Origin of the sequence: Peribacillus folii (genome assembly GCF_030271255.1) — a bacterium.
GTDB lineage: Bacteria > Bacillota > Bacilli > Bacillales > DSM-1321 > Peribacillus.
Window position 1 is genome coordinate 31,020 of sequence record NZ_JASJOM010000011.1, and the last position, 17,628, is coordinate 48,647.

At 43.0% G+C, this 17,628-nt stretch carries 22 protein-coding genes; 9 read left to right on the plus strand and 13 right to left on the minus strand.

Features of this window, described 5'->3' with window-relative positions; translation table 11 throughout:
* Positions 1-51 precede the first annotated feature (51 nt).
* Positions 52-1,029, plus strand: coding sequence for a metal-dependent hydrolase (locus QNI08_RS17690; protein ID WP_285768722.1), 978 nt, complete (start codon positions 52-54; stop codon positions 1,027-1,029).
* A 57-nt stretch (positions 1,030-1,086) separates the two neighbouring features.
* Here QNI08_RS17690 and QNI08_RS17695 read toward each other — a convergent pair whose 3' ends face one another.
* Complete coding sequence (locus QNI08_RS17695; RefSeq protein ID WP_285768723.1) at positions 1,087-1,353, minus strand: YfhJ family protein; 267 nt, start codon at positions 1,351-1,353, stop codon at positions 1,087-1,089.
* A 113-nt stretch (positions 1,354-1,466) separates the two neighbouring features.
* Here QNI08_RS17695 and QNI08_RS17700 point away from each other — a divergent pair, with 113 nt between their 5' ends.
* On the plus strand, positions 1,467-1,622 hold the full coding sequence (locus QNI08_RS17700; RefSeq protein WP_285768724.1) for a small, acid-soluble spore protein K: 156 nt from the start codon (positions 1,467-1,469) through the stop codon (positions 1,620-1,622).
* A 40-nt stretch (positions 1,623-1,662) separates the two neighbouring features.
* On the opposite strand, the gene QNI08_RS17705 is transcribed toward QNI08_RS17700, so the two are convergent.
* Positions 1,663-1,974: a YfhH family protein gene (locus tag QNI08_RS17705; protein WP_285768725.1), complete on the minus strand. Its 312-nt coding sequence runs from the start codon at positions 1,972-1,974 to the stop codon at positions 1,663-1,665.
* Between the two features lie 74 nt (positions 1,975-2,048).
* On the minus strand, positions 2,049-2,846 hold the full coding sequence (gene recX, locus QNI08_RS17710) for a recombination regulator RecX (protein ID WP_285768726.1): 798 nt from the start codon (positions 2,844-2,846) through the stop codon (positions 2,049-2,051).
* A gap of 124 nt (positions 2,847-2,970) precedes the next feature.
* On the opposite strand from recX, the gene QNI08_RS17715 reads away from it, so the two are divergent.
* From QNI08_RS17715 to QNI08_RS17725, 3 genes are all read left to right on the plus strand, one after another.
* Complete coding sequence (locus QNI08_RS17715; protein ID WP_285768843.1) at positions 2,971-3,891, plus strand: TIGR01777 family oxidoreductase; 921 nt, start codon at positions 2,971-2,973, stop codon at positions 3,889-3,891.
* Positions 3,892-3,945: 54 nt separating this feature from the next.
* The gene (locus QNI08_RS17720; RefSeq protein ID WP_100533519.1) at positions 3,946-4,068 is read left to right on the plus strand and encodes a YfhE family protein; all 123 of its coding nucleotides are present in this window, start codon (positions 3,946-3,948) and stop codon (positions 4,066-4,068) included.
* Positions 4,069-4,180: 112 nt separating this feature from the next.
* Positions 4,181-4,363: a YfhD family protein gene (locus QNI08_RS17725; protein ID WP_285768727.1), complete on the plus strand. Its 183-nt coding sequence runs from the start codon at positions 4,181-4,183 to the stop codon at positions 4,361-4,363.
* 324 nt (positions 4,364-4,687) lie between these two features.
* On the opposite strand, the gene QNI08_RS17730 is transcribed toward QNI08_RS17725, so the two are convergent.
* The 5 genes from QNI08_RS17730 to QNI08_RS17750 all read right to left on the minus strand — a co-directional run bounded on the left by QNI08_RS17730 (position 4,688) and on the right by QNI08_RS17750 (position 10,019).
* Entirely contained in the window at positions 4,688-6,253 is a 1,566-nt protein-coding gene (locus QNI08_RS17730; protein WP_285768728.1) for a fatty acid--CoA ligase, read from the minus strand.
* A 116-nt stretch (positions 6,254-6,369) separates the two neighbouring features.
* On the minus strand, positions 6,370-7,521 hold the full coding sequence (locus QNI08_RS17735; RefSeq protein ID WP_285768729.1) for a thiolase family protein: 1,152 nt from the start codon (positions 7,519-7,521) through the stop codon (positions 6,370-6,372).
* A 30-nt stretch (positions 7,522-7,551) separates the two neighbouring features.
* Positions 7,552-8,697, minus strand: a complete 1,146-nt coding sequence (locus QNI08_RS17740; RefSeq protein ID WP_285768730.1) for an acyl-CoA dehydrogenase family protein — start codon at positions 8,695-8,697, stop codon at positions 7,552-7,554.
* 85 nt (positions 8,698-8,782) lie between these two features.
* The gene (locus QNI08_RS17745) at positions 8,783-9,550 is read right to left on the minus strand and encodes an SDR family NAD(P)-dependent oxidoreductase (protein ID WP_285768731.1); all 768 of its coding nucleotides are present in this window, start codon (positions 9,548-9,550) and stop codon (positions 8,783-8,785) included.
* 58 nt (positions 9,551-9,608) lie between these two features.
* Entirely contained in the window at positions 9,609-10,019 is a 411-nt protein-coding gene (locus QNI08_RS17750; protein ID WP_285768732.1) for a MerR family transcriptional regulator, read from the minus strand.
* 165 nt (positions 10,020-10,184) lie between these two features.
* Between QNI08_RS17750 and QNI08_RS17755 the strand changes: the two genes are divergently transcribed.
* From QNI08_RS17755 to QNI08_RS17765, 3 genes are all read left to right on the plus strand, one after another.
* On the plus strand, positions 10,185-10,610 hold the full coding sequence (locus QNI08_RS17755; protein ID WP_285768733.1) for a universal stress protein: 426 nt from the start codon (positions 10,185-10,187) through the stop codon (positions 10,608-10,610).
* Positions 10,611-10,739: 129 nt separating this feature from the next.
* Positions 10,740-11,636, plus strand: coding sequence for a cidABC operon transcriptional activator CidR (gene cidR, locus QNI08_RS17760; RefSeq protein ID WP_285768734.1), 897 nt, complete (start codon positions 10,740-10,742; stop codon positions 11,634-11,636).
* 150 nt (positions 11,637-11,786) lie between these two features.
* Positions 11,787-12,158 (plus strand): hypothetical protein, encoded by a 372-nt coding sequence (locus tag QNI08_RS17765; protein WP_285768735.1) that lies wholly within the window; start codon positions 11,787-11,789, stop codon positions 12,156-12,158.
* 56 nt (positions 12,159-12,214) lie between these two features.
* Here the strand turns inward: QNI08_RS17765 and QNI08_RS17770 are convergent, their stop codons facing one another.
* The 5 genes from QNI08_RS17770 to QNI08_RS17790 form a co-directional block, all read right to left on the minus strand.
* Positions 12,215-12,937, minus strand: coding sequence for an amino acid ABC transporter ATP-binding protein (locus QNI08_RS17770; protein ID WP_285768736.1), 723 nt, complete (start codon positions 12,935-12,937; stop codon positions 12,215-12,217).
* On the minus strand, positions 12,934-13,590 hold the full coding sequence (locus tag QNI08_RS17775; protein WP_285768737.1) for an amino acid ABC transporter permease: 657 nt from the start codon (positions 13,588-13,590) through the stop codon (positions 12,934-12,936). The genes QNI08_RS17770 and QNI08_RS17775 overlap by 4 nt, the downstream gene beginning before the upstream one ends.
* A gap of 72 nt (positions 13,591-13,662) precedes the next feature.
* A complete protein-coding gene (locus QNI08_RS17780; protein WP_285768844.1) occupies positions 13,663-14,484 on the minus strand; it encodes a basic amino acid ABC transporter substrate-binding protein in 822 nt (273 codons plus the stop codon).
* 338 nt (positions 14,485-14,822) lie between these two features.
* A complete protein-coding gene (locus QNI08_RS17785; RefSeq protein ID WP_285768738.1) occupies positions 14,823-15,842 on the minus strand; it encodes an AI-2E family transporter in 1,020 nt (339 codons plus the stop codon).
* A 178-nt stretch (positions 15,843-16,020) separates the two neighbouring features.
* Positions 16,021-16,251 (minus strand): excisionase family DNA-binding protein, encoded by a 231-nt coding sequence (locus QNI08_RS17790; RefSeq protein WP_285768739.1) that lies wholly within the window; start codon positions 16,249-16,251, stop codon positions 16,021-16,023.
* 180 nt (positions 16,252-16,431) lie between these two features.
* Here QNI08_RS17790 and QNI08_RS17795 point away from each other — a divergent pair, with 180 nt between their 5' ends.
* On the plus strand, positions 16,432-17,349 hold the full coding sequence (locus QNI08_RS17795) for a glycine-rich domain-containing protein (RefSeq protein ID WP_285768740.1): 918 nt from the start codon (positions 16,432-16,434) through the stop codon (positions 17,347-17,349).
* Positions 17,350-17,628 lie beyond the last annotated feature (279 nt).

Sequence of the window (17,628 nt, forward strand, 5' to 3'; positions counted from 1 at the left end):
TATGATGAAAGAAGACCATTTTTTTCAAATTGTGGCAGGGAGGTTAAATTTTTGGATACAGGTACTCACTTTGTCATGGGAATTGCTCTTGGAGGTCTTGCCACATTAGATCCTGCCATTGCGCAGGACCCCGTCACTGCAAGTGCAGTCATAGCCGGTACCGTACTGGGCTCGCAAGCACCAGATATCGACACCGTTCTAAAATTAAGGAATAACGCTGTATATATACGCAATCATCGTGGAATCACGCATTCCATTCCCGCTGTTTTACTTTGGCCCTTAATCATCAGCGGTGGGCTTTACGCCATTATACCTGAAGCAAATTACCTTCATCTTTGGCTTTGGACCTTTTTAGCCGTTTTCCTTCATGTATTCGTGGATATTTTCAATGCATACGGAACACAGGCCCTTAGGCCAATTTCATCAAAATGGGTAGCTTTAGGGGTCATCAACACATTTGATCCATTCATTTTTGGCATCCATGTTGCAGGATTGATCCTGTGGGGCTTCGGATTCCCTCCAGGCTATCTATTCCTTGTGATTTACGGGATACTCATCATTTATTATATCTCTCGGTTCAGGGAACAGGCTTTTATTAAAAGGGCGGTTAAGCAGCAAATCCCCGGAGCTAGAAAAATCCTTTTATCACCGACGATGCGTTTTCACCGCTGGAAGATTGCTGTGATCACCGAAAAGAATTACTATGTGGCACGGGCCGACAATGGGTATGTGACCATTCTGGATACGTTTGATCGGGTGCCATTGCCCGAAAGTGAAATTCTTGAGGCAGCCAAAAAGGACATCAACCTTTCAGCTTTTCTGTCCTTTTCACCGGTTTACCGTTTTGAAATCGAACAGATTAAGGAATATTATGAAGTCCGTTTCATTGATTTAAGATACCGGAGCAATGGATATTATCCATTTGTGGCTGTCGTCCATCTAGACAGCGATTTGAATATCCTGAATTCATATACCGGCTGGATTTTTAGCGAAGCGAAGCTGCAGAAAAAATTGAATATCATTTTATAGCTGCTGCACAGTGAAAAAAGGCTGATTCCAGGAATCGAACTCCTGGAATCAGCTTTTTTAATGCAGGCGATTCTGCTGATTTAATAAATGTTGATATTTAGGATTTTTTGCAATGAATTCGTGGAATTGACCACCGTAATTGTCGATCCAGGTTCTCACGACGCGTGACGTCATTTCTTCCCCGGCATATTCATGTCCAGCTTTTGCATAGGTCGCTTCGAAATCCTCCCATAATAATTCCACCCAAGTCAAAGCTTGCTCATACGTGATGTGGTCATTTTTCTCAAGCAGGATCTTGGTCAATCTTTCATGGTAATCATTCAATAGAAACACCTCATTGCCAATATTTTTACAGAATCGACTATATGGTCTTTTACCCATACTAGTGATAAGCGGAAACGCTTCTTTCTTTAAACTGATGCTTGGAGGAGAACAACTTGCGAAATAAACAAAAAGGATTCCCCAATCAAAACAATAATAAATTTCAAGGCGAGCCCCGCGCACAAGCAAGATATGCATCAAAGCGTGCAGACGGAAGCATCAATACACACCCTCAAGAACGGATGAAAGCTTCTAACGAGCGATCTAATTAAGGTGATTTCAAAAGGAATCGGGAGACACTTCCGGTTCCTTTCATTTCAGCATCGAAATCGGAAGTGCTTCTTCCTTACCAGAACCGCTTAGTCGGTAACCCCAGGCAAATACCCCATTCATATAGTCAATTTTGAAGTAAACACCTGGATCGCCATCAATCTGATATATTTCACCTTTTTTGAAATCATCCGGGTTCAGCAAATAAGCCTTGGCCATCGTCACTTTACGTTCCAATACAGAATATTCATTCACCATTCCCAATTGCTCAGCCTTTCTTGCCTTTTCAGTCAATGCTGCGATTTCCTGCTGAAGCTCATAGGCCGACAGCTTGCTGTATCTTACTTCACTCATATATAGTGCTCCTTAATGAAATAATAATTTACCTCTATATTAAACAAAATTTCTTGTTTTGGCTAATGCTGTACTTACTCCCGATCGGATTTGGAAAGGTATCGTTCTATCAGTTCCATCGGAAAACCTTTTCGGTATAATGCCTGCTTCATTTTCTGACCATGTTCGAAGCTTTCAAGGTTATTATACCGGCGCTCCAATTTTTGCGCATGATGGCATAGCGAATCCCACTGTTCACCTTCATCCTTTTCCACCGTCACATCTTCCAGTGCTTCAAGGAAGACATCCCTCGGAAAACCCTTTCTTAATAAGGTCTGTTCAACCTTTTGCCTTAATGCCCGTTCCGAAATGTTTTTTTCCTTTTTAATGGATTTTTCGGCAAGGTTTCTTGCATGCTCTATTTGAAGATCAACGGGATATTCCTTCAGTGCCTCGAAAACCAATTTTTCTTGTATACCTTTCTCCTTCAGCTCAAGCTTTAAGGTGGCGGGGCCTTTACTTCCGCCATTCACATGTGTTCGCACATAAGCCTTAGCAAATTCAAGGTCGTCCAAATAGTTAAAGCTATACAGCTTAAATATCGCTTCCTTTATAATCGGCTCTTCCGTCTCCTTCTTTTTCAAATAAAGGCGAATTTCCGATTCCGATCTCATTCTGTATGATAAATAATGAATGGCATCTGTAAAAGCTTTTTGGATTTCATCATGGAATTGTATTTCAGCTAACAGGAGGTCATCGAGTGCCGTACCTTTTTTCAATTGGAATTTCATTAACACTTCTTCGTCCACGCTGAAGGCATATTTTTCATCGACAAATATGTTATAGCGATCTTTACGTTTTTTTTGGGTTGTTATTTTTGTTATGTTTGGCATAAAACTCACCCCCTCCCTACTTTACCCCTTTATCTACACCATTTCTATAAAAGCAGGTCTAAAAATGAAAAAAGTATATCGGCATGGTAAAGTGAAGGGAAGACAGGGAAAGGAAGTGATTTTCGTGAAAATTGCCATTGCTGGTGGAAGCGGTTTTGTCGGCACTGCCCTTATTGATGAATTACTTAAAGAAGATCATGAATTATATATATTGACTCGCCATCCGGAAAAATACAATAATCAGCCTAAGCTCCAATATATAGGCTGGTTGACCGAAAACGCAAAGCCCGAGGATCAGTTGGCGGGCCTGGATGCTTTCATAAATCTGGCTGGTGAATCTTTAAACGGCGGACGTTGGACTCCTGAGCGAAAACGAGGGATTGTCGAAAGCAGAATTGATGCCTGCAAGGAAATGAACAGGATCCTTTCCGCTTTTCCCAGTAAGGTGTCTGTCATCATCAACGCCAGTGCAATCGGATATTATGGGATATCCGACAAGGATACTTTTACTGAGTCATCTGAATCCATTGGTGATGATTTCTTGGCTAGGACTGTCAAGCTTTGGGAAAAGGAAGCTTTTAAATCCCGAGCATTTAGCAATAGGCTCGTCCTTACGAGATTTGGTGTGATTCTGGGCGAGCACGGTGGCGCATTGCCCAAGATGATCCTCCCCTATAAACTTTTCGGCGGAGGAAGGCTTGGCACGGGGAATCAGTGGCTTTCCTGGATCCATATACAAGATGTGGTCCGGGCACTCTCCTTTTGCATCAGTAATCAGGATACGGAGGGGCCGGTCAATTTCACGGCTCCTACCCCCGTCCAAATGGATGCATTCGGTAAAACGATAGGGACAGTCATGCACCGTCCCCATTGGTTTCCTGTACCTCCATTCATCCTGAAAACAGCACTTGGTGAAATGAGCATGCTAGTGCTTGAAGGACAAAAAGTGCTGCCTGCTAAACTTGATCAAGGAGGATTCACCTTCTCCTTTCCTTCCCTTGAAGAAGCTTTACAAGCTATCTTAAAAAAAGATTCTCACGTATGAAAGCTGCTTTTTAGGAAAAAATAGGGATATCAAGGTGAAATGGAGCTGATCTACATGTCCAAAAAACACGAAAAAGAAAAAAGTAACTTAACAAGCACCCAAGCGATTCTTTATGCACGGGAATTCAAGAATGCAGATCGTGCCGGCGGCTTTAATGAGAAAAGATCGCGCCGTTAAGTTTGGCGTATTTTCCCGTACATGTTGATCGATCAATCAACACAAAATAAGCAGGAGATGATGAATTGATGAACTCATCTCCTGCTTATTTTTTTATTTAGGGGGCGAAATTATGGGACGCAATAGCATACATCATAATCGGGATAAAAACAAACAAAAATTACCGCAAGTTCCTAAAAACCTGAAAAGTGATGGTATAGACGTCGAATACTCTTCCGAACTGGCTGACAAGGAAGACATCGAGGCACAAGCACGGGCAAATGCAGCAGATCGCCGAGCTCATGATAGCCGTTAATCCATAAAAACAAGGGGCTGTATAACAGCCCCTTGTTTGTTCTTATCCACATCTTTTATCCACATCTTTGTTGGTATTGTGGATATATTCAGAAAATACTGATAAACAGCAGGCATTATAACTAGTCTTACTAACATGAAAATAATGTTATTTATGGATAACTCTGTGGATTATGTGGATAAGGGGGATATCCCGCCGGACAGACAGGATTTTTATTGTGGATAACTTTTTTTCACTTCCTTCCTATATTGCCGCGATTATTATTCAATGTCATTCTTGCTTCACCAGCTTCCTCTCTTTTAAATCTCAAAAATGGATATTACCTTAACCTTTGCCATTTACAATCTCCTCCAGCTGTTTACGAAGCAGGAATTTTTGTATCTTTCCACTTGCATTTCGCGGCAGCTCTTCACAGAAAATGTATCTTCTTGGCCGTTTAAAGTTAGCTAGCGTATCACTACTCTTACACCAATCTTCTAAATCGTGTTCCGTCAATTCGGTCCCTTTGGCTACAATGAACGCCGTTACCGTTTCCCCCCATTTTTCATTTGGTTGACCAAGTACCGCACAGTCGAACACAAGAGGATGTGCATGAAGCGTGTCTTCCACTTCCCTTGGGTATACATTTTCACCACCTGAAATGATCATGTCGTCCACTCGATCCTTGACCCACAGATATCCTTCTTCATCCAGGTAACCTATATCTCCGGAATGGTACCAGCCTTTATACATTGCTTTTTCCGTTTCTGCTTCCTTTTGGAAATAGCCCTGCATGATGCATGGACCCTTTACAAGGATTTCCCCCGTATCCCCTGGTTCCAGAATATCCCCTGGCTCCGATGGACCGTCATCATTCGGGCGGACAATGATAATTTCATGCTCCGGACATGCCTTTCCGGCTGAGCCCGCCTTCCTTACTTGATCTTCTTCAAGCAGGAGAGTGATCGCTGGCCCCATTTCAGTCATTCCATACGCCTGAATGAACTGGATTCCCAGCTTTTCCTGACAGGCACGTACAAGCGATGGTGCCATTGGTGCCGCCCCATATAGCCCTAGATTCAGGCTCTGGAATTTATAACCGTCCAGGTTTTCCTGAATGAGCATGTTCCACATCGTGGGCGCAGCGAATAATTTGGTTATCCCCTCTGATTCAACTAGCTCCATCACTTTTTTTGGTTTGAATTGATGGAGGATGACATTCATGGCCCCAACCTGGACGCGAGGTAAAAAACAACAATGCAATTCGGCACAATGAAACATCGGTGCAGTGATCAAGCCGATATCCGTTCGTTCATAATTCAGGGCCTCGACTAATATCGCTGCCTGTTTGACCATATCTTTATGCAGATGTATGACCCCTTTGGGACGCCCCGTCGTTCCGCTTGTATACATGATTGCATAAATATCATCCTCATGAACGTCCACCTCAGTGGGCTGAGAGGAAATGCTGGCCAATTTTTGACGGTATCCCTTCGCATAACCGGGGACATCTTCGTCAATGTACCAGAAACCCGTTTCCGGGAACCGCTTTTCGATAGCAGCAACGGTCGCTTCCAATTCACGTTCGAACAAAACGACCTTTGGTTTTGCGTCATTCACTATGAAGGCAAGCTCCTCCGCCATGAGGCGGAAGTTGATCGGATTAAAGATTGCGCCTATTTTTGAACAGGCAAAGAAGGCAGTCGCAAGCTCTTCATTGTTGTAAAGGAACGTAGAAACCCTGTCCCCTTTTCGGACGCCTTCCGCCTGCAGGGCAGCGGCCAATCGATTCACTTGGTCATTCCATTGGATATACGTGTAGCGGATATTTCTTCTCACGTCGTAGATAGCCTCTTTAATGGGAAATTTCTGAACGGTCTTATCAAAAATATTTTTAATCGTTACTGACATACCATTTCCTCCTCAATTAAGTAAGCCACCCCTCAATAGAACGAGCTTTCACGTCCGTCTGGCGATGGTCGGCTGTGTCCCATTTTCAGCTTACCTTCCCTGCAGTAGACTAACATTTAATCCAATCTTTCAATGATGGTGGCGTTGGCCATCCCATGTCCTTCACACATCGTTTGCAATCCATAGCGTCCGCCTGTCCTTTCCAGCTCATGTATCATCGATACCATGATCCGTGCACCGCTGCCGCCAAGAGGATGTCCCAAGGCAATTGCCCCTCCATTTGGATTCAGCTTCTTCGGGTCTGCGCCGATTTCCTTGAGCCAGGCAATCGGTACAGGAGCAAAAGCCTCATTCACTTCAAAAATATCGATGTCATCAATGGAAAGTCCCGCTTTCTCCAACGCCTTTTGCGTAGCGGGAATCGGTCCAGTCAGCATCAGTGTTGGGTCTGATCCGACGACGGCCCTTGTATGCACCTTAAAGCGAGGCTTCAAACCAAGCTCGATGGCTTTACTGCGCTCCATCAATAATAAAGCGGCGGCACCATCACTGATTTGGCTTGAGTTTCCAGCATGGATTAACCCGTTTTCTTCAAAAACCGCTTTCAGCCCTGAGAGTACTTCCAGGGTGGTTTCACTTCTAGGACCTTGATCTTCCGTAACTTCAAGCTGGTTCCCTTCTTTATCGGTACCGATAACGGAAATCATTTCACGGTCGAAATGTCCTTCTTTTTGAGCACGTATCGCTTTGGCATGGCTCTCCACGGAAAATTGATCGCATTCCTGCCGTGTAATTCCCCATTTCTTTGCGATCCTCTCCGCAGATATACCTTGGTTGATCACCTCATAGCTGTCTAAATACTTTTGACTCGTTGTCGCCCCTTGGTAATTCGATCCCATCGGGACTCGGGACATGTTTTCGACCCCGCCCGCCACGACTACATCCATATCCCCCGACAAGATGGCTTGGGAAGCGAAATGGACGGCCTGTTGACTTGAGCCGCATTGACGATCGATCGTCGTTCCCGGCACCTCGATCGGATATCCGGCAATCAATGCAGCAACCCGTGCTATATCGCCGGCCTGCTCCCCAGACTGGGAAACGCATCCCAAAATGACATCATCGATAATGGCTGGATCAATACCGACCTTTTCCACCAGCCTACTCAATACTTCCCCTGCCAGATCATCCGGGCGAATGTCTTTCAAGACCCCGTTACGCCTGCCGACTGGAGTGCGAATCCCTTCTACGATAACCACTTCGCGCATATGTTCTCTCCCCTTCACATCCTGTTTTCATTAAAGACCAAGATTTTTAGCGATGATTTTCTTCATGATCTCATTCGTTCCTGCATAAATGCTCGCCACCGGAATGTCCCGATACCTTCTGGCTATCTTATATTCCTCCATATATCCATAGCCGCCGTGAAGCTGCATGCATTCAATGGAGATTTTTCTCGCAGTCTCCGTCAAGCGCCATTTCGCCATCGACACCTCTGTGACTACTTGTTCACCCGCCATATGGTCGGAGATCAATCGATCGAGGAAAGTACGGCCCATCTTAATTTCAGTTGCCATCTCGGCAATCTTAAATTGAGTATTTTGAAATTGACTTACGGATTTTCCGAATGCTTCCCTGCTTTTCACATATTCAATCGTTTCGTCAAGCATATCCTCGGATGCCGTTTGCGCACAAATTGCCACGACAAGGCGTTCCTGCTGCAATTTTTCCATTAAATATGTAAAGCCCTTGCCTTCTTCACCCAGCAGGTTTTCTTTCGGCACACGGCAATCCTCAAAAATAAGTTCGGCTGTATCCTGACTGTGCAATCCAAGCTTCCTCAGCTTCCTCCCCCTCGAAAAGCCCGGTGTATCCCTTTCAACCACGACCAAGCTTACGCCTTTATGCTTCGGAGTCGCATTAGGATCCGTTTTGCACGCCACGATGACAAGATCCGAATGAATCCCATTGGTGATGAATGTCTTTTGACCATTCAAAATGTAATGATCTCCATCCAATATTGCCGTCGTTTTAATATTCGCCAAGTCTGAACCTGTACCAGGCTCAGTCATGGCGATGGCCGTAATGATTTCCCCAGTTGTACATTTAGGGAGCCAGCGCTGTTTCTGCCACTCATTTCCGTAGGCAGTAATATACGGCACGGTAATATCACTGTGGAGACCGAAACCGATGAAACCGGAACCCACCCTTTCCAATTCCTCATTGATTATGACCGCAAACCCCCAATCCACCCCTGAACCGCCATATTCTACGCCAAGGTCCGGACATAAAAATCCCTGCTCCCCCATTTTCATCCAAAATGATCGTGGAATGATTCGTTCTTCTTCCCACTGTTCATAATTTGGAATTGCTTCTTTTTCTAAAAACTTTCGGAATGACTTTCGAAAGATCTCATGCTCCTCATTTACATATGGATGCTTCATCTACTTAGTCTCCTTTGCAAGTTTGTTCATATCTCCTGCCCATGAAAGGAAGGAACTTTCTCAAAATTAATGATGCAACGGTCCCTCACCTAGGCGACATCCTGATGGCCCCGTCCAGCCTGATCGTTTCCCCATTCAACATCGGATTTGTTATGATGCTTTCCGTAAGTTTTGCATACTCTTCAGGATATCCTAGCCGCGATGGAAATGGCACGGTTTGTCCTAGTGATACCCTTGCATCTTCAGGCAACGAGTCAAACATTGGTGTATGGAATAATCCCGGTGCAATCGATACAACACGGATTCCTTTTGTGGCCAGCTCCCTCGCAATCGGCAAGGTCATTCCGACAACTCCTCCCTTGGAGGCACTATAGGCCGCTTGTCCTATTTGCCCTTCAAAGGCAGCTACCGAGGCAGTATTGATGATGACACCGCGCTCTCCATCTTGATTTGGTCCGTTTCCTGCCATTTTTTGGGCAGCAAGGCGAATCACATTAAATGTACCGACCAAATTGATCATCACTACATTTGTGAACGCTTCCAACTCATGTATACCTTTCCTGCCGATGACCTTCTGCGCAATCGCAATGCCTGCACAATTGATGACCGTGTTGATGCTTCCGAATCTTTCCACTCCTTTTTCCAACGCTTTGCTCACGCTTTCTTCACTCGTTACATCCGTCTTGACAAATAAGGCTGAATCTCCCAATTCCTGAGCCAATCCAGCCCCGTTTGCTTCCGAGAGATCCAGTATGATCGCTTTTCCGCCTTTTTTTATGATATTTCTTACCGCAGCCGCCCCAAGACCTGAAGCGCCTCCTGTCACTGCTGCTATCGTTTTTTCAATATCCAAATCCTCACCTCATTCGTTTCGTATAGATACTATATTCAGCTTTTTTGACCATCAAAACCTAATTTCCAGATTTAATTTGCCCGCTTGCCAAGTTATCGTTCTTCAATTCAAGAAGATTTTTATTGAAGCCCTGGAGCATCTGTTCAAAATCCTGTTTCAATTCATTCAGCTCTTGGATGCGCTCATTTATTTCATTTAATTTCTGACCTGCCGTGCTGATCGTCTTTTCCAATTGCTTGATGCCTGTCCTATCCTTATCGAATAATAGGACAATATCCTTTATTTCTCCTAACGAAAACCCATACTTCTTACCCCGTATGATGATTTTGAGTTGTGCATATTCTTTCTTTCCATACACTCTTTTTCCTGATTCGGAACGCTTAGGCTTTAGCATGCCTAGTTCCTCGTAATATCGGAGTGTCCTTGTCGTCAATTCGAATTCTTTCGCTATTTCCGAAATGGTGTACATGTTTAAACCACACCTTACAAAGGAATTATTTACCTATATCTTAACATTGACGTTAACGTTAACTTCAACAAATATTCACAAAATTTATACTTTATGAATCTTTTTGGTAGATTCAAACTGCTATACTAGGGGTATATTCATGATATAGAAGGGAAGGATTAAACCATGCTTTGTTCAAAAATATTAGTAGCTTATGATGAGTCTGAATTGGCTTTCAAGTCTTTAGAAAAAGCGATAGAGTTAGCAAAGCTCGATCCGGCCATTGAAATCCATGTGCTTCACGCTGTTACATTGCCAATCAAGCCCAATATATACGGCAATGCCTTTCAGCAAATCGAAGAATCGATGCGCACACATGGCAATGAAGTGGTCCAAAAAGCGGAAGCCCTTTTATCGGAACTCCCGAATGCATCCCAAACATATGTCATCGAGGGATCTGCCATCACGGCTTTACTGGAACATGCGAAAACAAATCATTGCGACCTGATCATCATGGGCAGCCGCGGATTAAGCGGATTCAAGGAATTCCTGGGCAGTGTAAGCCACTCTATCGTTCAACAATCTCCCGTGCCAGTCCTGTTAGTTAAATGAATGGGCAGGCTATATATTTAGTAAAAAGCTGGGTTCCATTGGACTCCAGCTTTTTTGTAGCAAGTTTTACAAACCCTTTCGCTTACAGGTAAAATGAAAGTACTTTAAATGAGGATAACAGGTGAAGCAATGGATATTAAACACTTACAATACTTTATCGAGGTAACCAATTTCAATAATTTCACTCGGGCAGCCGATCATTTATTCATTACCCAGCCGGCCATCAGCAAGATGATCAAAAACCTGGAAACCGAGCTGGGCGTCGAGCTTTTTGATCGTTCGCGCAAGCAATTGATCCTGACCGATGCAGGTAAGGTTGTCTTGGAGCAGGCAAAATTGATTGATAAGGCATTTCGCAATCTCGAAACGGAGGTAGATAATTTATTAGGTTTGAAAACGGGACATGTACGCATCGGATTGCCTCCAATCATCGATGCTTCTTTCTTCCCCCAGATCCTTAGCCGTTTTCATGAGCAATATCCCAATATTACCTTTCAATTAGTCGAGGATGGTTCTAAGAAAATTGAAGAATCCGTCCAAAAGGACCAAATAGACATAGGCGTCATCGTCCTGCCAACCAACATCGAACTTTTTCACCATTTTTCCTTTTTGGAAGAAGATATAAATTTGATTGTGCACCCTTCCCATCCATTTGCCAATCGGGAAGAAATCGATCTGTCAGAGCTGGAAAACGAATCATTCATCTTATTCAATAAAGATTACGTCCTGCGGGATTTAATCATATCTTCCTGCAGTGAGGCCGGGTTTTCTCCGCATATCGTCACGGAAAGCTCACGCTGGGATTTCATCGAAGAGATGGTTTACTGCAAGCTGGGCATTGCGCTTTTACCTGAAAGCTTGTGCCGCCATGATGACCGTATAAGGTCCATCAAGGTTAAGAATCCATCTATCAGCTGGAAGCTTGGATTCATTTGGAGCAAGGATCATTACCTTTCTTACGCCGCAAAGGAATGGCTGAAATATACGAAGGACGCACTCACCAAAGGGGATGCATTCTTAAAATAGCCCATTTGATGTAAGCACTACCATAGATACAGGTTATGGAAACGATAACATCTAACCATTTTACATGCGAAACTCCTGGAGGTAGACTTGATAAGAGTCAAAGGCCGTTGCTATGGAAACCAGGCCTTCATGAGAGGAGTAAAGATACATATGATCACTTTATCCAGTGTCGATGAGCTACGGGCAACCGAAGCCGCGCTGTGGAAGGTTAAATATTCATACCCCAAATTATTTAATAAATTGTTCCATCTCGTTGCCTTAACACGGGCACTGCAATTTAAATATCATTTTATGGGCACATTACTCATGGATGAAAACCATAACGAATACACCCCTGAATTCGTTACGCCCTCCGTTACCAATTTATATATAGAGGAAGTTAAAAAGGTGAAGGATGATCCGGATTTCCATATCCTTGTTCAGATCTTCTCGGAAAGTAGAAATATTGGCTATGCCAAAATCAGTATGCTGGTGCTCGGTAAAAGTCCTGAATCGCTATTAGGCGCTTCAACGATAAAATGATGCACCTCTATCCGAAAAAAACCATCCATTTAAGGGGATGGTTTTCTTTCTTGCATCTAAAGTACTTTGCTTAAGAAGGCTTTAGTTCGCTCCTGCTGCGGATGATTAAAAATCTCACTGGGAATGTTTTCTTCAACGATATATCCTTCATCCATAAAGATCACCCGATCGCCGACTTCTTTTGCGAATCCCATTTCATGGGTCACGACCACCATCGTCATTCCTTCCCTTGCCAGCTGCTTCATTACTTCCAGCACTTCACCGACCATTTCAGGATCAAGAGCAGAGGTCGGCTCGTCGAATAACATGATCTTTGGCTCCATTGCCAGTGCCCTGGCAATGGCCACACGCTGCTTTTGCCCCCCCGATAATGAATCGGGGTAGGCATTCGCCTTTTCGGCAAGGCCCACCTTCTTCAGAAGGTTCATCCCTCTTTGCGTGGCCTGCTCTTTGGAAACCTTACGGACCTTTAAAGGTGCGAGCATGATGTTCTCCATAACCGTCTTATGTGGAAATAGGTTAAAATGCTGAAATACCATGCCGACCTCGGTCCGGACTTTATTGATATTGACCTTCTTGTCGGTCGTATCCAGACCTTCAATGAATATATGCCCTGCCGTTATCGTTTCCAGTTGATTGATACATCGGAGAAAGGTTGATTTACCCGATCCAGAAGGCCCGATTACCACTACCACTTCCTGTGGGGAAACGATTGCATTGACATTTTTCAATACTTCATTATCCCCGAAGGATTTCTTAAGATTCTCGATCTTGATCATACTGTTTTCAACCTTCTTTCAAGTCCATTTAATGCGAAGCTTAAGACGAGGGTCAGGAATAAATAGATGAATGCACATGCCAGATATGGCTCCCACACTTTAAAGTACTGGCTCCCCATCGCCTTTCCCCAATACATTAACTCTGGAGCTGCAATGACACATAATAAGGAAGAATCCTTTAATAACACGATGAATTCATTGCCGAGCGGCGGTATCATCCTTTTGAAGGCTTGTGGCAAGACAACATGGATCATCGTTTGGGCATGGGTCATACCTAAGGAACGGGCCCCCTCCATTTGCCCGTTATCAATGGATTGAATGCCTGCACGGAATATTTCCGCAATATAAGCTGCGGCATTTAGAGATAAAGCAATGACACCGGCAGCTACGGCATTCGTTTCCCCCGTAAAAAAGGGCACGATCCCAAAATGAATCAAAAAGATTTGAACCAATAGCGGAGTCCCGCGAAACACCGTGACATAGAAATAAAAGGGCGCAGCCAGCACTTTGTTTCTCATGATTTTTCCTAAACCGATCAACAGGCCCAAAAAGGTCCCGATCAGAATGGATGAAACCGAAAGACCGATCGTAAGCAATGCACCTTTCAATAAGAAAGGCGCATATTCAAAAATGATATCCCAGCGAAAACTCATTCCTTTCCCCTCCTAAAGCCCAAAAAAACTGCGTAACTTCACACGTAAAGTTACGCAATCCTTTCCATTTTTTTATTGCTGTGCTTTTAGCGTTTCTAAGTCTGGTTCAACGCCAAACCATTCTTTATAAATTTCAGCATATTTCCCGTTTTCGTAAATGGCATTCACGGCTTTATCGAAGTCGGCTTTCAACTCACTGCCTTTCGGGAACATAAGGCCATAAAATTCCTCGTTGAAGGCTTGGCTATCTTCGACGACTTTCAGTTTCTGGTCAGGGTTGTTCTTCACATATTCCTCAACCACCGTATTATCGGCTACGACGGCTGCCGCCCCCCCTTGAAGCAGTTCCTGGATTGCCAGGTTATTATTTTCGAATTTTTTAATGTCTTTATGATTTTTCCCTAGGAGCTTTTCCACTGCTTCTTGTCCGGTTGTACCGGTCTGTACGGCAATGCTATTCCCTTTCAGCTCATCGCCTGATTTAATATCACTTTTCTCTGGAACGAGAATCTTGTTTGTCGATAGGAAATAAGGGACCGAGAAATCGTACGTTTGTTTTCTTTCGTCATTCACTGTTATGGCAGAAACCGCGACATCCGCCCTTTTCGATTCGATTTCGACGAAAATCGGATCCCAGCCAACACTTTCCACTTTAGCTTCATAACCGGCTTCCTTGGCAACTGCTTTGATGAAATCAATATCGAATCCAACAACCTTATTGCCTTCCAGGAATTCAAATGGAGCATAATTGGCGTCCGTCACGATCCTTAGCGTTTTCCCATTCGCATCTTCTTCTTTACCAGTTGTCACAACCTCTTTATCCTTCCCGCATCCTGTCAAGATGAGCAATAAAGAAGCTACCACGGCAAACACTAAAAAAGAAACCTTCTTCAACATAATCCCCTTCTCTCTCGTAAACTCTCTCCTAAAAGAAAACAGATAAATCTAAACTTAGAGAACATTCAGTATTTTCATTTAAAAATATTATAAGTTCATTTGTTTTTTTATGCAATAAAAAGTCGATAAATAACTTTACTAAAATAAAATTTTAATCAATTAACACGGTAAACTCAAAACGCGAAAAATGCCGATAGGAAATGAACCTCTGGACTTTTACCTTTATATAGGAAAAATAGATATTATTTTAAAAACAAGTTGAGCCTGCTTCCCCGAAATTTTTGTCGAAAAAAATAAGCAGCGGCCGATAAAGCTTGGCCGCTGCTTGCAAGATTTTATGGTATTTGCCCATTTCCTTCTTCAATATCCAGCATATCCAGCAGGAAGATGAAAATCGGTATCCCGATGATCAAGCCCCATATCCCCAGGAAATGTTCGGAAAAAAGCAGGATGATGAACGTGAAGAACGTTGGGAGATTCGTCTTGGCCGACATGAATTTCGGGTTCAAAATATAACTTTCAATCGCATGGATCACCACGATCATGATCAATACCGCAATTACTTTTGGCATGCCGCCGATGCTATAGGCAATCATGCTAAGTGGAATGAGGGAAATGATGACCCCCGCAACCGGAACCAAGCCAAGGAAGAATATCATAATCCCCAGGCCAAGCAACTGCGGAAAACCAAGAATCCATAAGAATGTCACTGACAGCACTGCATTCGTAATGGCTATCAGGAACTGTACCTCAATCACTTTTCCGAAAGAATTAATGAATTTAACGCCAAAGTGTCCCAAATTTATGAAAAACGATTTAAATTTGGCCCGCTTGAATTTAGAAGTGAAACGGATGATTTTATCTTTTTCCAATAAGAAAAATAAACTGAGCAATATGGAAATGAAAATTTGAAATGCCAGTTTGCCGAAATCGGATATATAAAGATAGAGTGTATTCATCTGTTTTTGGAGATCGAGCGGCGATTCCAGCTCGTTCATTGTATTAATGGCATATTGAATGACCCTATTATCTGGTGGATGTTGAAAGAAGAAAACGATCTGCGTGACTAATTCCGTGAATTGGAGCGTGATGACCGGTAAATATTTATAAAGAACGATGGCTAAACATGATACGACGACTGCATATAAGAAACTTATGACCACTTTAGAGTTGATACGCATCACTTTATTCAGCCGAATCATGATAAATTGCTCCAGCCTCCCCATAAGGAAAGTGAAAACAAATGTGAATAACACGATATTAACCATACTTCCGATGCTTACTAAAAAGAGGACCAACACAATTAATGTAATTAACCTAGAAAAACCTTCACTTTGTAAATACTCTTTTACCACTTACCTATCTCCTAACTACCATTCTGCCGTGATAATTCCATCTATCTTTTATTTTACACGGAATGAGGGGATTCTACTACAATTACCTTCCATTGACAACAAAATATTTTGAATGATCAGTTAGTCCTATGGTGCCGTCGCTGATTTCAAAAAAAAACACCTGCCGATTCGGCAGATGCTAATCTTCATCCTTCACATCAATATCTTCCGGGATTGGTTCATTATAATAATCTGCCAATTGCTTCTTATATTTCTCCATTTGTTCAAGATGTGTATTGAACTGCTCTTTGAAAATCAAATGCTGCTCACCGTCATGAACGGTGCGGATTTTTTGTTGAGCGACCAAGCTTTCGATATAAGATTCCGGCATCGATAAATATTCCGCAGTCTCTTTTACTGTCAAGTACATGCCTTCACCCCTTTTCCTCCTAACTATACTAGATTGGAGGCATGATTTGAAGGACTGATTAAGAGGGTCTCCATCTTCCCCATCACATTGATCATTCGCAGGAATATCTTACAATCCCTTCCAATACGATGTATGATAATGATAATGCAATCTATTCATGAATTTTAGGGGAGTGGGCAAATGGTCTTTTTTTATGTCATTCTTGCGGTAATTTTTGCTGTCTTTCTGGTCAATTTCGTAAAACGGCAAAGTGAGCCAGCCAAATTGGCACGTTATCAAAAAGAATTCCGGCAATTACATAGGGGAACTTTAGATGTAGAAGCATCCGAAATTGTAGCCGTTGCCTTGCAGGATAAGCTAAACGTTGCATTGGATGTTGCTTATATGGAAAAGGTCAATGCTGAATACAGGCTGGAGCATCCCCGGGTTTCACAGGAAAAGGTCAACCAAGCATGGCGTGAATTGAAGCGCTATTTGATTATCGCCGCCGTTTTTGGAAAGGTTGAAATGTTTAATTCGGCCATCGATGAGCTTTGGCATATCATGCTGGGCTATAAGCAAGGGTATGATCAGTTTTGCCAAGCTTTCATCGGCACGGCCATTTTGCATCACCCCCACTTTCAGCCCGTCTTCAAGCCCGAGGAACGGACTCTTTTTGATTTTTACTATGTACAGTTATTTACGGTGGATTCCAGTTCAATCCGAATATGGGGCAAGTTTTTCAAGCATGGTAAAGGACATACATATCTTCGCGATTTTGAAACGATGGAGCTTGAACAGCTAAAAGCGAAATATATGCGAAAACCAACAAGTAAGCACGCGGAAATGACCTTTGAACATTTCGCCTCCCAATTTAAAATCAATCGCCCCCTGACAGAAATGAATGGCCGGAAAATCTACAATGAGTCCGATTATGCGGCCCCTGCCTATTTCACGTATGTTAGCACCGATGATTTTGATCACGATTTTAAAGACATTTTTGGGAATTATGATGCTTCTGCCGGTCACTTAGGCCACAGCTGGGACCAAGGCAGCAGCCATGACAGCCATTCCGATTCATCCTCCAGCTGCTCTTCATGCAGCTCCTGCTCATCTTAAGCTCAAAAAGGTTTATCTGAGTAGTAGATTAATTACTTTAAAGGAGGTACTACTTCATATGATTAAAGAAGAGATACGGAAATTCAGACCAGTTTTTGTATATGCTAACTTGGAAAATAAGAAAAAATTAGTACATGGCTTAACTGAAGACAGAGACAAATTAAATAATTAATGTGTTGCAAACAAATATAGATCAGTGGAGTTTGGAAATTTATGATTGGCAAGAGGAAATAAACAAAATCGAAGAAGTAAGAAGCGGGTCTAATCACTCTCTGTTTG

Excerpts from the sequence above, each read along its gene's own strand:
- QNI08_RS17705 (WP_285768725.1), bottom strand. The coding sequence starts at position 1,974 with ATGAGTGAAGTAAGATACAGCAAGCTGTCGGCCTATGAGCTTCAGCAG.
- recX (WP_285768726.1), bottom strand. The coding sequence starts at position 2,846 with ATGCCAAACATAACAAAAATAACAACCCAAAAAAAACGTAAAGATCGC.
- QNI08_RS17720 (WP_100533519.1), top strand. The coding sequence starts at position 3,946 with ATGTCCAAAAAACACGAAAAAGAAAAAAGTAACTTAACAAGCACCCAA.
- QNI08_RS17725 (WP_285768727.1), top strand. The coding sequence starts at position 4,181 with ATGGGACGCAATAGCATACATCATAATCGGGATAAAAACAAACAAAAA.
- QNI08_RS17730 (WP_285768728.1), bottom strand. The coding sequence starts at position 6,253 with ATGTCAGTAACGATTAAAAATATTTTTGATAAGACCGTTCAGAAATTT.
- QNI08_RS17735 (WP_285768729.1), bottom strand. The coding sequence starts at position 7,521 with ATGCGCGAAGTGGTTATCGTAGAAGGGATTCGCACTCCAGTCGGCAGG.
- QNI08_RS17740 (WP_285768730.1), bottom strand. The coding sequence starts at position 8,697 with ATGAAGCATCCATATGTAAATGAGGAGCATGAGATCTTTCGAAAGTCA.
- QNI08_RS17750 (WP_285768732.1), bottom strand. The coding sequence starts at position 10,019 with ATGTACACCATTTCGGAAATAGCGAAAGAATTCGAATTGACGACAAGG.
- QNI08_RS17755 (WP_285768733.1), top strand. The coding sequence starts at position 10,185 with ATGCTTTGTTCAAAAATATTAGTAGCTTATGATGAGTCTGAATTGGCT.
- cidR (WP_285768734.1), top strand. The coding sequence starts at position 10,740 with ATGGATATTAAACACTTACAATACTTTATCGAGGTAACCAATTTCAAT.
- QNI08_RS17765 (WP_285768735.1), top strand. The coding sequence starts at position 11,787 with ATGATCACTTTATCCAGTGTCGATGAGCTACGGGCAACCGAAGCCGCG.
- QNI08_RS17770 (WP_285768736.1), bottom strand. The coding sequence starts at position 12,937 with ATGATCAAGATCGAGAATCTTAAGAAATCCTTCGGGGATAATGAAGTA.
- QNI08_RS17775 (WP_285768737.1), bottom strand. The coding sequence starts at position 13,590 with ATGAGTTTTCGCTGGGATATCATTTTTGAATATGCGCCTTTCTTATTG.
- QNI08_RS17790 (WP_285768739.1), bottom strand. The coding sequence starts at position 16,251 with ATGTACTTGACAGTAAAAGAGACTGCGGAATATTTATCGATGCCGGAA.
- QNI08_RS17795 (WP_285768740.1), top strand. The coding sequence starts at position 16,432 with ATGGTCTTTTTTTATGTCATTCTTGCGGTAATTTTTGCTGTCTTTCTG.